We start from the raw sequence: 14,237 nt of genomic DNA on the forward strand, positions 1-14,237 counted from the left end.
ACGCAAGACTCTTATTGTTTGGCGTGTATCAGTGGCTCAGGTGGGCGGCGATGCTGCGCAGCATGCGCACGCTGTCGCCATCGAACGGGCTGACCGCCTCGGTCAGCGAGGATTGCTTGACGATCACCACGCCGGACGGTTTGTCGATGAACAGGTATTGGCCGTGGATCCCACCGGCCATCAAGGCCTGGCTGTGGTCGTTGAATACGTACCACTGGCTTCGATAGGACGCACCCGGCGTCCAGCGGGAGAACTCGGTATTTTGCGCGTAGATCGCCGGATCGGCCCCGGCGGCGATACGTGCCACGGTGTGTGGCGAGAGCAGCTCAACCCCTTCATGACGCCCGTCATTGGCCAGCAGACGGCCGAAACGCGCCATGTCTCTCAAGGTCGCGCTGAACCCCGCCCCGGCGACATTGCGCCCCCACGGGTCGGCCATGAAATAGCCGTCGCGCTCGCAACCCAGGCGCTCCCAGATCTGTTCCAGCATCTGGCTGCACGCCTGGCCCGAAGCGCGCTCCATGACCCAGGCCAAGGCCTCGGTGGTCGCGGTCACGTAATGGAAAAAGCCCCCATGAGCGCCGCGCTTTTGCAACGACGGCAGGTACTGATACAAGGACTCGTACCGCGTGTATTGCGCCGGTGCCGGTTGGAAGCCGCAGGCATAGCCGTATTGCGAGCTCTCTGAAGCGGGATCGTCATACACCTCGCTGTAGTCGATGCCCACCGCCATATCAAACAGCTGACGCACCGTGGCATCGCCAAACGCGCTGCCCGCCAATTCAGGCACGTAGTACGCGGCAGGCAAGTGGGGCTTGAGCGCGCCCTGGGTGACCAGTTGCTCACCCAGGGTACCGATCAGCGACTTGGTCACCGAGAACATGATGTGCCGGTCACCTGCGCGCTGGCCATTGAAGTAACGCTCGAACAACACCGTGTCGCCCTGCATCACCAAGAAAGCGTCGGTCTGGCTGGCCAGCAAATGATCGATGACACGGATGCTCAACCCGCATTCACTGTCGAAGTACAACGCATCCAGTGCCGTGGGCGCGTCCTTGAGTGGACCGGCAGGCGCCGCGCCGGCCTGCACATCAATGGTGGGGCGCAGGCGCGCCAGGTTGCGAAACCCCCATTGGCTGTAGGGCGAGCGCATCCAGTTGCCCCACGTTACCCGCTGATTCGGCTCTGCCGGGAAGCCCTGCATCAGTAATGGTGCCAAGCGAGGCTCGGCTAAGGATTGCGCAGCCTGGGCATACAGGCTGGCGAGTGACGGCGTGATTTTCTGACCCATGGCATAACCCTGGAAATGACTCTGCGTTTGAGCAGATGCGCCGCAATCATTAACCAGACATTATTATTTAGTCAATAAAATATTTTACCGACACTCACAACTTTCAGCCTTCGAACAATGCCGTCAGCAGGCCTTCGACGCGTGGCCCAGACGGTGGTAGGCACGGTTGAAATACACCAGCCCCTCGTCGGCGCCGCTCTGGCGAATGGTCTGGATCTGGCAGTAAAAAATACTGTGAGACCCCACCTCGTGTACCTGCACGATACGGCAGTCGAAATTCACCAGCGCTTGGAGCATCACCGGCGCGCCGCTTTCCAGCGTGGTCCACTCGGTGACGGCAAACCGTTCATCCATTGTCAGCGTGCGGTCGGCAAACGCGCCGGACAGGTGCTGATGATCACCACACAAGGTGTTCACGCACACCGAACCGTTACGCTTGAAATGCTCGTTGGAATGCGAGGAACGGTTCATGCACACCAACAGCGTGGGCGGTGAATCGGTCACGCTGCACACCGCCGAGGCGGTAAAGCCGAACCGACCCGCCACGCCGTCGGTGGTGATCACCGACACGGCACCGCCCAGCATGGCCATTGCATTGCGAAAGCTGCCTACGTCTACCATGGTCGTTCCCCTTAGATATCCAGCACGAGTTTTTTGGATTTGGCGCGTGAACAGCACACTAGAATTTGATCATTCCCGGCCTTCTCCTCGTCCGTGAGGTACACGTCCCGATGGTCCGGCTCGCCTTCAAGCACATCGCACAGGCAGGTACCGCACACGCCCTGCTCGCAGGAAATCTCGATCTTGATGCCGACCTGCGCCAGCGCGGCGAGAATGCTCTGCCCTTGCGCCACCTGTACGGTCTTGCCACTGCGGGCGGCCACCACTTCGAAACTGCCGCCCGAGCTGTCCACGTCCACCTGGAAATACTCCCTGTGGATGTGCGCCTCGGTGTAGCCCCGGTCGCGCGCGCCCTGGATCACCCAGTCCATGAAACCGGCGGGGCCGCAGGTGTACAGGTGCACGCCGGCCTCGCCACGGCCCAGCACCTTGGCCAGGTCGAGCTTCTGTTCGGCGCCTTCATCATCGAAGTGAGTGAACACCTGCGCAGCAAACGGCGCGCCGGCCAGCTCTGCGAGAAAGGCACTGCGGCCGCGCTCACGCCCGCAGTAATGCAGTTCGAATGACTTGCCGGCCGCGTGCAGGGCGTAGGCCATGGCGATCATCGGCGTGATGCCTATGCCGCCGCCCAGCAGCAGCGAACGCCGCGCCTGCGCCGCCAGCGGGAACAGGTTGCGCGGTGTGCTGATCTGCACTTCGCGGCCTTCGAACAGAGTGTCGTGCACCCCCACCGAACCGCCGCGCGAGGCCGGGTCTTTGAGCACGCCCAGGCGATACAGGCTCGGGTCGGCGGGGTCGCTGCACAGCGAATACTGGCGCACCAGCCCCGGGTCGATATGGATGTCGACATGCGCACCGGCATCGAACAGCGGCAGCGGCGCGCCGTCACGACGGGTCAGGTCCAGGACGACAACGCCGTCCCCTTGCAGCTCGCGCTTGCGCACGACTACGTCCAACAGTTGTTCAGTCATGGCCGTTATTCCATGGAGTTCGCAAAGGCCGCCGTGGCGGCCGTTATCAGTCAGCGCATGAACAGGCCGCCATTCACGTCCCAGGTGGCCCCGGTGGTGAAATAGGCTTCGGGCCGTGCCAACTGCACAATCAGGTCACCCAGAAAATCCGCATCGCCAAGACGCTGCACCGGAATATTGGCCAGCAGGCCCGGCAGGCGTTCGGGCGGGATCGCCGCGCGCACCGCCGCCGACTCGATCGGCCCCGGAGCGATCGCGTTCACGGTCACCCCGCGCGCGGCAAATTCCTTGGCGAAGATCTTGGTCAACGTGACGATGCCGCCCTTGCTCGCGGCGTAATGCGCGCCGGTCGCGGTACCGCCGTTCTGCCCGGCCAGGGACGCCATGTTGATGATGCGTCCGTAGCCGGCCTCGGCCATGTACGCGCCCAACACCTGGCAGCCGAGGAACACGCTGCGCAGGTTCAGGCCCACCACGGCGTCGAACTCCTCGGGGCTGATCTGCAGCAACGGCGTGGTCTTGGTCACCGCGGCGTTATTGACCACCACGTGCAGCGTGCCGAAGCGCACCAGCACCTGGTCCAGGGCCGCTTCGAAATCGGCCTTGCTGCCGGCGTCCAGTTGCAACGCAAGCGTGCGCTCTGCGCCGGGGTCCAACTGCCTGGCGCAGGCTTGTGCGGCCTCAAGGTTGAGATCGCTGATTACCACCGAGTACCCGGCCCGCAGCAGGCTGGCACAGAAATGCTGCCCCAGGCCCTGCCCCGCGCCCGTCACCAACGCAATCTGGTTCATATCGGCGCGCCTCAGAGGATGTAGCCGATACCGGCGAGGGCATCGTCACTGTTAATCAGGCTGACCACCTTGCGGTGGATCTTGAAACCGCTGTCGCTGCGGATCAGGTCGTAGGTCAGGTCGGCGCTGTAGAACTTCAGGCTTTCCTTGCGAAACTCGCGCACGTTCTGCGCACAGCGCACGCTGACCTGGTTGCCGTCGTCGGCCAGCACGCGGAACCGCGATTGCAGGCGCACCGTGCGCGGTTGCGGGCTGGTGGAGATCGACTCGCCGCCGGTCAGGCGCTGCACCCGCAGCTCACGCATGGCGTGGTCGTCGTAGGCGTAGTTAAGGCTGTTCTCGAAGTCGGCTTCCTTCGGGTTGATCGGAATGATGTAGGTGCCCTTTTCGGTCCACATCTTCAACCAGCCGTCGTATTCACCGTGGTCGAGCATGTCGCCTTCCTGCCAGATGAAAGCGGTGACTTCTTGCAGTAATTGCAGGTTCATAAGGTTCTCCACAGGTCAGGCCGACATCATCTTCTTCCACTGCTGGTACCCGGCGCGCATGCCGGTCTCGGCACTCACGTCGGACACCCGCCCGTCCTCACTGGCCTGCTCGCCGGGCAGGCCGCGATTGAGCATGATCCACAGATCTTCACCGGCGCCGGCGCCTTTTTGAACCCGTTCCCAGGCTTCGGAGTCGTCGGGAGTGCCGAAGCCCATCGGGCCCTGGAAGTGCTCGTGCAGGCGCAGGCGGTAACGGTTGGCCACGGCCGGGCCGCCGTCCATGGTGATCACCGCGTGGTGGATTTCGGTCTCGGTCACCGAGATCGGTTGCAGTACACGAAAGAACGCCATCGAACAGGCGACGTTGGGAAACAGGTTGAGGTTGAAGCCAGTACCACCGACCGCACGCACGATCCGGCGGACTTGTTGCTCGTCGATGCCTTCGTCGCGCAGCTCGGCCGCCAGCCCTTCGAAACGCTCGGGGATCGGTTTGTCCAGGTCGGCCTCGAGGTCGATCAGGTCGGGAATCATCACCATCACGCTGTGGCCGTTGCCCAGGTCTTCGACGTAGCCGGGGCCTTTGACGAAGTCGAACAGCGCCATGGTCTGTTCGTCCACCGATGACAAAAAGCTCTTGTGCACCAGCGGGAAGTGGTAGGCGTCGGTGGTGTTTTCCAGTTGGATCTTCCAGTTGCCGGGGAAGCGGAAGCGGTGTTCGCCCGGCACCTTGATGCCGTAGCCGGCGCCCTGTTTCATGAACAGGTCCATCCATTTTTTCGCCGCGCCAAGATAGTCTTCCAGCGGCTCGATATCGTCCTTGAACGTGGCGAAAATCATGCCGGCATAGCTTTCGGTGCGCAGGCTGACCAGCGGCAGCTCGGCCTTGTCGATGCAGTCGCCGTAGCTTTCCGGGTGCGGAACGCCGCGCAGCGATCCATCCAGTGCGTAGCCCCAACCGTGGTAGGGGCAGACGAAGCTGTTGGTCTTGCCCTTCTTGTGTTCGCACACCGTGGCGCCACGGTGGCGACAGCGATTGAGCAGCACGTGTACGTCTTTCTTGCGATCACGCACCACAATCACCGGCTGCTTGCCGACGTAGGTGGTCTTGTAGCTGCCGTTGTCGGGTATCTCGCTGTCGTGGGCGACCCAGATCCAGGTGCTGTAGAAAATCTTCTCAAGCTCGGCGTCGAACAGTTGCGCGTCGGTGTACATCGAGGTGTGGACGCGGTCGGCCTGCACCAGGTCGGCGGGGTCTACGGCGAGGTTTACAGCGGGAATCAACTTGCTCATGGAAGTGTCCTCGTCGGCATCAAGTACGCTGGATGATCAGCTCGCGCCCAACCCGGGCTTCAACCTTGGTGTAGCGCCACAGCTTGTAAGGGCCATCGCCCACCGGCGTGCTGCGAAACAGGTTGCACGCGGCATGCACGGTCTCGATGTCCGGCACGTCGGCCAGCAGGTAGGTGGTCCAGGGGAAGCCATCGGACGGCCCGACCATGCTCTGGTCGTCATCCATGTTGCCCAGCACCTTGACCCCGGCGAGGTCGTGGATACCGTTCCACATGGCGCTGAACGCTGCCCACACCTGCAATTGCTCATCGCGCGGGGCGTCGAAAAAGTTCTGGTTGATGCCCATGCAGAACAGCACGCGCAAGGTCTTTTTATCGCTCATTTTTTTGTTCTCGACGGTTAGAGGTAGCCAGGCAGAGGCTGTTTGCCGAAGAACATGGCTCCGGCGTTCTGATAGGTGATGTCGCCCATGAAGGCGTGCTGGGTGACCACTTGGGCATCGTTGACGCAGCGCGCCAGCGGGCTGTCGTTGTACACACCGCTCATGCCCGAGAGCATTTGCGCGGTACGCGCCACGTCAGCGGCGACGCGGGTGGCATGGGTCGACGACAGCCGCAACAGGTTGGTCGCGGCCACGGGGACCGCGTCGCCGGCCAGCACGTAGATCCAGGCGCGGTCGATGGATTCGTAGAAAAACGCACGCGCGGCGCGCAGTTCGGCTTCGGCGCGGGCAATGTCGACCTGGGCCAGTGGCCGATCGGCAATCGCCGGGGCGCCGGTGACCGACACGCGACCGCTGGCCATGTCCGCCAGCGCATCGAGTGCCGCACGCGCCACACCCAGGCCGACCACCGAGAGCACCTGGGTGGCGAATGACAGCGATGGGTAGCGGAAAAACGCCTCGTCCAGATTCGGCAGGCCACCGCGCACGAACGTCCATTGCTCGTCGACCCGCACGTTGTCGGCGACCAGATCATGGCTGCCGGTGCCGAGCAGGCCGACGGTGTCCCAGGTCTGCTCGACGCGAATCGCGCTGCGCGGCATCACCGCAATGCGCGGTAGGCCGAAGGTATCGCCACTTTTCGGGGCGATGCCGACACCGACGATGTCCGCGCCCAGGGAGCCGCTGGAGTACTTCCAACGGCCATTGACCACAAAGCCGCCCGCGACCGTTTCAGCCGGTTGCGGCGGGAAGATGCCGCCGGCGAACACCACGTCAGGGCCGTCGGCATACACCTGGGCAATGCTGGCGGGCGGCAGTGCCGCGAGGTAGACCGGGCTCATGCCGAAACTGGCGACCCAGCCAGCAGATCCATCAGCCTGGGCAATACGCTCGATCAGTTGGCAGAACTCGGCCGGCGAACACTCCAGGCCACCAAAGCGCTTGGGCACCAGCGCCCGGTAGACACCGTGATGCTTGAAGGCTTCGATCACATCCGGCGAGATATGGCGCTGGCGGTCGAATTCACCGGTACGGGCCCGTTCACGCACATCGACGAGCAACGCTTCGAAAGCGGGGCCACTGGCAAGCGGACTCACCGCACCCACCGCTGGTTTTTTTAGCGAATGCATACATTTACTCCGTTGTCAGGAACGGTATTGGGCTGGGCAGGAAATCAGGGTCGAGATGGGGCGAGACGCGCAACGAGCGGGATGGATCGGCATAGTGATTACCTTTGTTTTTGTGGGTGCCGTTGGCGGTGAATCTGGTCCTTAATACGTGAATTGTCAATTGATTTATCATGCTAAACAACACCACTAATCACGTAATTAAAAGCGGGAATTACTGGAACAAACAGCTATATCTATTTGTTTTTAATCAATAAAAAACACACAAAACACCCCCGTATAAAACCTGAAACCCGCGAAAAATTATTTATTTTTTACACACAAAAATATGGGAGCGGGCTTTCTCCCGAAGGCGGTGTATCACGTCAACATGAGTCGACTGATGCACCGCCTTCGCGAGCAAGCCCGCTCCCACAGGGGGTCTGCGTTGTTTTGGGGTACGGGGTTATGCGTCAGCGCTTGAGGGCACCGGTAGCTCGGCGTCGCTGTTCCATGCCTGCACCGGGCGGCCGAACAGGTTTTCGGTCTGGAAATGCGCCATGCGCCAGTGCCCATCTTCCTCGGCGAAGCGCACCGTCAGGCGCGCCGCATTGAGATGGGAGGCACCGCTGGCGAAGGTCGACGTCTGCAACATCACCCAACTGCCGATGACCGCATCGTCGCGCACCTCGATCAGCTCACTGGTGAGGAAGTGCACGTTGAGGGCAAAGTGTGCCGGCGTTTTCATGTAGCCGGCGAACATTGCCGCAATGGCCTCGCGCCCACGGTAGCCACCAAAACTCTTGGCGTACCTGGCGCCCTTGCCCTCCCACACCGCGTCCCGGGTGAACAGGCCGGCCAGCTCATCGAGCGGGGTGTGGGCGTCGAGGGCATCACACAACACCATGTAGCGGTTCATGCAGGCGCGGGCGCTGTCCTGGGTTTCAAAACGGCGCAGGCGTTGTTCCAGATCGGCGCGTGGGGCGGCTGTGTTCATGTCAATCCTCCTGCCCGGCGTAAAGGCGTTCAAGCAAGCGCCCGGCGATGGCCAGCAGTTGTTCATCGGCGCCCTTGGCCCCGACCAGTTGCAAGCCGACCGGCAGGCCCTCGGCACTGGCCAGCGGAATGCTCAGCGCCGGGTGCCCCGACAGGTTGAACGGGCGCACGAAGGCGGTCATGCCCAGCACCGCCTGGGTGTCGCCCGCCTCGGTCAGGGTCAGGGGTAAGTCCGGCATAGTCGGCAGCACCAGCACGTCGACCAACTGCAAGGCGGCGTCGACTTCGGCACTGAACTGCACGCGCACCTGCTCGGCCTGCGCCAGTGCCGCAGCCGTGGTGTGGCCGGCGGCGGCCAGGCGCGCGGCGATATCGGCGCCCACTTTGCCGGTTGCCAGCAAGTGCCCGCAGGCATCGAAGGTCTCGCGGTTGATCACCACCATGCCGGCCTCATAAGCCGCCTGGAGGCTGGGCAGTGCAAGGGTTTGGCCCGGCAACCGGCTGCCGGCGATGGCCGCGTCGATCACGCGCTGTACGGCTGCACTCGCCTGCACGGCCACGATGCCCAGGCGCGGCGAAGCCGGCGCCGAGACAGGTTTGAAGGTGACGTCGATGGCTTGCATGGCGGTGACCAGCATCGGCAGGCTCGGGGCAAACGGGCCAACGCAATCGAGGCTGCTGTGCGCCGGCATCACCCCGCGCCGGCTGACCCGCCCGAACGTTGGTTTAAAACCGAACACGCCACAGCAACACGCCGGGATGCGCACCGAACCGCCTGTGTCGGTCCCCAGGGAAAAATCCGCCAACCCGGCCGCCACGGCCGCCGCCGAACCACTGGAGGAACCACCCGGAATACGCCCAGGGAAACGCGGGTTCGGCGCGGTGCCGGTCCAGTGATTGATGCCCGTGGTGCCGAACGCCAGTTCATGCAGGCTGGTCTTCGCCACTATGCGGCAGCCTTGGTCCAGCAGCGCCTGTACCACATCGGCGTGGGCGGCTGCCGGTGCGGCATCCGCCAGGGCCTGGCTGGATGCGCGGGTCGGCGAGCCGGCGATATCGATGGTGTCCTTGACCATGACGGTCGGCCCATCGCCGCCAAGGGAAAGCTGTTCAATCACCAGGGTCATGTCACGTCACCTTCAGTGCAAAATGCGCAATCAGGGCGCCCGATGCGCCCTTTGCTTTTTTCACACTCACCGAATATTACGTGAATTGTCAATTATATTTCCGCGCACAATGGCGTCTGTAGGGCGGTCAAAACCCGTGTCGGATTCACGAGAAAAGTCTATGATTGCTCGCCTCCTTCGACATGAGCAGACCATGAGCCCACCCAAGAAACACGCAGGCCGCTACGACCCCGGCAGTGAAGACTTTCACAAGGAAGATTTCCCGTTCTACTGGCTCGCCATGGTGCATGGCCGCTACAGCCAGTACATGGAAAAGGCCCTGAAAAAAATCGGCCTGGACATCCCGCGCTGGCGGGTGCTGTTCATCCTCAAGGAGAACGGCCAGTCGAGTATTTCGGAAATTTCCACGCATGCTATCGCCAAGCTGTCGACCATCACCAAGACGGTTTACCGCATGAAGGAAGACGGCCTGGTGGATACCGCGCCGTGCGAGGACGACGGCCGGGTCACCCAGGTGCGCATCACCGCGCAGGGGCGCGAGGCGATTGAACGCATCCAGGCGGCTACCGGTGACGTGTTCAAGCGCAGTTTCACCGGCATGACCGAAGCGCAGATCCAGCGCCTGAACCGCATGCTCGAAACGGTGTTCGATAACCTCGGCGAACCCTAGGCCGGCGCGGCACTGCCTGTCAGGCATAACCAAGTTCCAGGCGGGCTCGCACAAGCCGGCAAACGCGCATCCGTTTTTAATGCAAAGGTCTTTCGAGCGCGCTTCGGGCGCGACGAACCTTTCATTGGAGCGCCGCCATGCACATTGCCTTACTGCCTTCAGTCGTTGCCTTCCTGGGCCGCGACCACTCCAACTTCATCGACGGCGCCGCGCACACCAGCGCGTCCACCCAGCGCATCGGCGTGGTCGACCCCGGCACCGGCGAAACAATCGCCCATCTGCGCGACGCCCAGGCCGAAGACGTAAACCTGGCCGTCAACAATGCGAACGCAGCCTTCAAGGGCGCCTGGGCGCAGGTCACGCCCTACCAGCGCGGTGTCCTGCTCAACCGCCTGGCCGACCTGATCGAGGCCCATGGCGAAGAACTGGCGCAGTTGGAAACCCTGAGTTCCGGCAAGTCGATCAACCTGTCGCGCCATATCGAAGTGGGCCAGAGCGCGGTGTTCCTGCGTTATTTCGCCGGCTGGGCGACCAAGATCGGCGGCCAGACCATGAGCCCCTCGTTTCCCAGCCTGGACGGCGAGCAGTACAGCGCCTATACCCTGCGCGAACCGGTAGGCGTGGTAGCGGCCATCGTGCCGTGGAATTTCTCGCTGATGATCGGCGTGTGGAAACTCGGCGCCGCGCTGACCACCGGCTGTACCGTGGTGCTCAAACCCAGCGAGTACACCCCGCTGTCCCTGTTGCGCCTGGCGGAACTGGCAATCGAGGCCGGGATTCCGGCGGGCGTGATCAATGTGGTCAATGGCCGTGGCCAGGTCGGCCAACAGTTGATCGAACACCCTGGCGTGCGCAAGGTGTCGTTCACCGGCTCGGTACCCACCGGTATCGCCGTGGGCAAGGCCGCCATGGCCGCCGACCTGACCCGTGTCACCCTGGAACTGGGCGGCAAGAACGCCGCCGCGCTGCTGGCCGACGCCAATGTGGATGACGCCGTGGCGCGCTTCGTGCAGTCAGCCTATGTGCATCAGGGCCAGGTGTGTGCATCGCCCGAGCGTTTGTTCGTGCACCGCTCTCTCATCGGGCACGTCACCCAGAAAATGGTCGCGACGTTGTCGCAGCTGGTCATCGGTTCGCCCCTGGATGAACATGCCCAGTTCGGCCCGCTGTCGAACAAGGCGCACCTGGACAAGATCCTCGGCTTTTTCGACCGAGCCCTGCAAGGCAACCAGGTGGTATACGGCGCGCGTGCCGTGGACCGCGCCGGCTACTACGTGGAGCCGACGCTGATCGTGGCCACCGGCAGGGACGACCCGCTGCTGCACGAGGAAACCTTCGGCCCGGTGGTGTGTGTGCTTGCGTTCGACGACGAAGAGGAACTGGTCGAACTGATGAACGACAGCCCGTTCGGCCTTACGGCGAGTATCTGGACCAACGACTTGTCCAAGGCCCTGCGCCTGATCCCGCAAATCGAAGCGGGCACGGTGTGGGTCAACATGCATACGTTTGTCGACCCCAGTGTGCCGTTTGGCGGCGTGAAGGCTTCGGGCATTGGTCGTGAATTCGGCAGTGCGTTTATCGATGATTACACTGAGCTGAAATCGGTGATTATTCGTTACTGAGATGGGTGGGGGTGCTTGTTTGCGTGGCGGCCTTAGGGCCGACCAGGTTCTTTGGGTGTGAGTACATATCCGTTGCTGCGGTAACGGCGGCTATGGGTTCCGCCCTTACGGCGGGTCACTTTTGGAAAAGAGCCCCAAAAGTAACCAAAAGGGCTCTTGCCCCAACACTCGGCACCTCGCTTAGGCTCGGTGTGCCCGAACGCAGGCTTGAATCCGTGGGCCGCCGCCACGCGCCATCCATGGCGCGGGGCGGCTAACCCGGCGTCCTGCCGGGTTACCCACGGATTCAAGCCTGCGTTCGGCCAGCGTGTTTAACGGGGCGCCTAAGATCAAAAGCAAAAGCAAAAGCCAGATCAAAAGATTGCTGACTTCGTCAGCGGCTGAGGAAGTAGAAGCGGCACCGCGTACGCCTCAACGGTCAGGTCGGCTCTAAGGCCGCCTCGCTTTGTTTTTGATCTGGAGCGCCCCGTTAACCACGCTGTCGGATTACGGGCACACCGAGCCTAGGCGAGGTGCCGAGTGGTGGGGCAAGAGCCTTTTGGTTACTTTTGGGCTCTTTCCAAAAGTGACCCGCCGTAAGGGCGGAACCCATAGCCGCCGTGACCGCAGCAACGGATATGCACACACTAAACCCCAAAAAAAGCGTTCACCCCGAAGCCCCCAGCAACCCAGCCTCAGTACCCACGATGTCTATAACTGCTCGGTGTCAGCCCCGTCTGCCTCTTGAACGCCTTGGAAAAATGCGCCGAATCGGCAAACCCCCAGTAGCTGCCAATATCAGTGATCGAACGATGCGCGCAAACGGGGTCGCGCAGGTCTTGCGCGGCCTTCGACAACCGCTCCCGCAGGATGTAGCGGCAGACACTGTCGCCACTGGCCTCAAACAACCTGTAGAGCTGACGGCTGGAGATGCCCAGCTCTTCGGCCAGCAACGCCGGAGACAGCCGGGGTGATTCAAGCCGTTGCTGAATGAGCGATTGCACCTCATGCAACTGCCATCCCGGCGAGTGGTCGCTCGCACGGTACTCCAGCACCGAGGCCAGCAAGGCCACCAGCGCCCTTGGCACACCCTCGCCATCCTGCGCGCAAGACCACTGCGCCAGCTCGCCCGCAGCGAGCTGACGGACCAGCGTGCCCAGCAGTTGGCCGCACACCCCGGTGGTCGACAGCTTGCCGAAGCGGTTGCGGTCCAGGCCCTTGAGCAACTCGCTCGGCAGCGGAATCGACACATGGGCGAACAACCCCATGGGGGTCATTTTCACCGCGCCGCAAAAGTCCAGCAAAGCCAGGTCACCCGCGCGCAGGTCAAGCACCTTGTCGCCCAGCTCGATACTCATCGAGCCCTGCTGCTGCAACACCAGAAAACACCGCGCCGATGAGTCGCGCCCGCTTGAGCCGGCGGCCTTGGCAATCACACTGGCATTGCTGCGAATATGGGCGACCGCCGTGGTGCCCACCAGCGTCTGTTGCATGTCGCCGATGAACAGGCTCTGGCAATGGTCATAGCGCGTATCGAAACGGCCACAGGCCGCGTGCACACGCTCGTTCCACGCCGACAACGCTTGACCGCGCATGGGTATTCCCCTTGTTACTCGCTCACACCCCGGACATAACGGCGCTGCCCGCAGCCTGGGTACGCTGGAATGCCAGTTGGGCTCTCAACACCGCCGCACCATAGATGGCCAGCACCGCCACCGAACAGGCACCCGAGAACACCAACACCGCCGAGTAGCCGAATGCCTCGATCAGAAACCCACCGATGGCCGGCCCGAACGCCGCGCCGAGGGACAGGCAGAGCGCGCCCAGCGCGACGAGCTTGCCCGAGAGGTCAAACTCGGCCATGACGCCAAAGGTATAGGTCAGCACGAAGCCGATCGAAAACAGAAAACAGATCACGCCTATCACGTAGCTCGTCAGGGAAGCGAACTGCGCCAGTGCCACCAGGCCCAGCAACTCTGCGAGGATAACCACGGCCACCGGCATGAAGCGCCCCACGTTCAGGCCGATCGCCGACGCGATGAAGCCACCGCCCGCATTGATCAAAAACCCCAGCGCCAGCACCATGCCGATGGTGTCGGAAGCCAGGCCGGTCTTTTTGCCCATGAGCTCGAGGAACGCCCATACCGACATAATGCCGGTCAGGAACACCAGGCTGGCCACCAGGCTCAACCACACGATGGTGCGACTCTCGGCGCTGGCAATCCGCACCTGGGCACCGGCCGCATCCCGTTGCCGCTCGCTGCGACGCGGCACCCAGGGCAGCGGCAGGATCCCCATCACCACCATGGCAATCGCGATGGTGATCAACATACCTTCAAACCCCCACACCGGGGCCACCGCCACCGGCAGCACGATGAGCAGCAAGGCGCCCGGCACGGTCTCGATACCCAGCTTGAAACCAAACGCACGTTCGGGCTGCGAGCTGTCACCGAAAATCGTCATCGCCAGGGCATACAAGGCACCTGTGCCGGCGCCCGCCAGGGCCATGATCACCAGCAGCGCTTGATAGGACGGGTTGCGCAGCACAAACAGGATCGCCCCCACCACCAGCGCCGACGACAACGCCGAAATGACCCGCCAACTGAGCCGGTGAATCCACAGCAAAGACGCCAGCCCGAACGCGCCAAACCCCAGGTTCATGGCCATCGCCAGGTTGCCCAGTTGGTGCTCGCCAAGCCCAAAACGCTCGGCAAACGCGCCAAACAGCAAGGGCAGCACGTTCAACAACAGCGCACCTGCGCCCGAGACCAGCCCTGCACACACATAGACGGAGGTTTTATCGATCGGATTTATTTTTGTAGTTTTCATTCCAATATCCTGGT

At 62.5% G+C, this 14,237-nt stretch carries 14 protein-coding genes; 2 read left to right on the forward strand and 12 right to left on the reverse strand.

What is annotated here, in order from left to right:
- Nucleotides 1–28: 28 nt before the first annotated feature.
- From AB4O23_RS21755 to AB4O23_RS21800, 10 genes are all read right to left on the reverse strand, one after another.
- Nucleotides 29–1,291: a serine hydrolase domain-containing protein gene (locus AB4O23_RS21755; protein WP_065878574.1), complete on the reverse strand. Its 1,263-nt coding sequence runs from the start codon at nt 1,289–1,291 to the stop codon at nt 29–31.
- A 123-nt stretch (nt 1,292–1,414) separates the two neighbouring features.
- Entirely contained in the window at nt 1,415–1,912 is a 498-nt protein-coding gene (locus tag AB4O23_RS21760; protein WP_017528263.1) for a flavin reductase, read from the reverse strand.
- Between the two features lie 11 nt (nt 1,913–1,923).
- Entirely contained in the window at nt 1,924–2,883 is a 960-nt protein-coding gene (locus AB4O23_RS21765) for a PDR/VanB family oxidoreductase (RefSeq protein ID WP_460069189.1), read from the reverse strand.
- Nucleotides 2,884–2,933: 50 nt separating this feature from the next.
- On the reverse strand, nt 2,934–3,674 hold the full coding sequence (locus tag AB4O23_RS21770; RefSeq protein ID WP_017528261.1) for an SDR family NAD(P)-dependent oxidoreductase: 741 nt from the start codon (nt 3,672–3,674) through the stop codon (nt 2,934–2,936).
- Between the two features lie 11 nt (nt 3,675–3,685).
- Nucleotides 3,686–4,162, reverse strand: coding sequence for an aromatic-ring-hydroxylating dioxygenase subunit beta (locus tag AB4O23_RS21775; protein ID WP_460060519.1), 477 nt, complete (start codon nt 4,160–4,162; stop codon nt 3,686–3,688).
- A 15-nt stretch (nt 4,163–4,177) separates the two neighbouring features.
- Complete coding sequence (locus AB4O23_RS21780; RefSeq protein WP_017528259.1) at nt 4,178–5,452, reverse strand: aromatic ring-hydroxylating oxygenase subunit alpha; 1,275 nt, start codon at nt 5,450–5,452, stop codon at nt 4,178–4,180.
- Nucleotides 5,453–5,471: 19 nt separating this feature from the next.
- A complete protein-coding gene (locus AB4O23_RS21785; RefSeq protein WP_017528258.1) occupies nt 5,472–5,834 on the reverse strand; it encodes a hypothetical protein in 363 nt (120 codons plus the stop codon).
- 17 nt (nt 5,835–5,851) lie between these two features.
- The gene (gene iacA / locus AB4O23_RS21790; protein ID WP_460150253.1) at nt 5,852–7,024 is read right to left on the reverse strand and encodes an indole-3-acetate monooxygenase; all 1,173 of its coding nucleotides are present in this window, start codon (nt 7,022–7,024) and stop codon (nt 5,852–5,854) included.
- A 442-nt stretch (nt 7,025–7,466) separates the two neighbouring features.
- A complete protein-coding gene (locus AB4O23_RS21795; protein WP_017528256.1) occupies nt 7,467–7,997 on the reverse strand; it encodes a nuclear transport factor 2 family protein in 531 nt (176 codons plus the stop codon).
- 1 nt (nt 7,998) lies between these two features.
- Complete coding sequence (locus AB4O23_RS21800; RefSeq protein ID WP_460150255.1) at nt 7,999–9,123, reverse strand: amidase; 1,125 nt, start codon at nt 9,121–9,123, stop codon at nt 7,999–8,001.
- A gap of 193 nt (nt 9,124–9,316) precedes the next feature.
- Here AB4O23_RS21800 and AB4O23_RS21805 point away from each other — a divergent pair, with 193 nt between their 5' ends.
- Together AB4O23_RS21805 and AB4O23_RS21810 are read left to right on the forward strand one after the other, a co-directional pair.
- Entirely contained in the window at nt 9,317–9,793 is a 477-nt protein-coding gene (locus AB4O23_RS21805; protein ID WP_017528254.1) for a MarR family winged helix-turn-helix transcriptional regulator, read from the forward strand.
- 137 nt (nt 9,794–9,930) lie between these two features.
- Entirely contained in the window at nt 9,931–11,415 is a 1,485-nt protein-coding gene (locus AB4O23_RS21810; protein ID WP_065878580.1) for an aldehyde dehydrogenase family protein, read from the forward strand.
- A 674-nt stretch (nt 11,416–12,089) separates the two neighbouring features.
- Here the strand turns inward: AB4O23_RS21810 and feaR are convergent.
- Together feaR and AB4O23_RS21820 are read right to left on the reverse strand one after the other, a co-directional pair.
- A complete protein-coding gene (gene feaR, locus AB4O23_RS21815; RefSeq protein WP_065878584.1) occupies nt 12,090–12,989 on the reverse strand; it encodes a transcriptional regulator FeaR in 900 nt (299 codons plus the stop codon).
- 22 nt (nt 12,990–13,011) lie between these two features.
- A complete protein-coding gene (locus AB4O23_RS21820) occupies nt 13,012–14,223 on the reverse strand; it encodes an MFS transporter (protein WP_460116668.1) in 1,212 nt (403 codons plus the stop codon).
- Nucleotides 14,224–14,237 lie beyond the last annotated feature (14 nt).

This window comes from Pseudomonas sp. H2_A10, assembly GCF_054680085.1.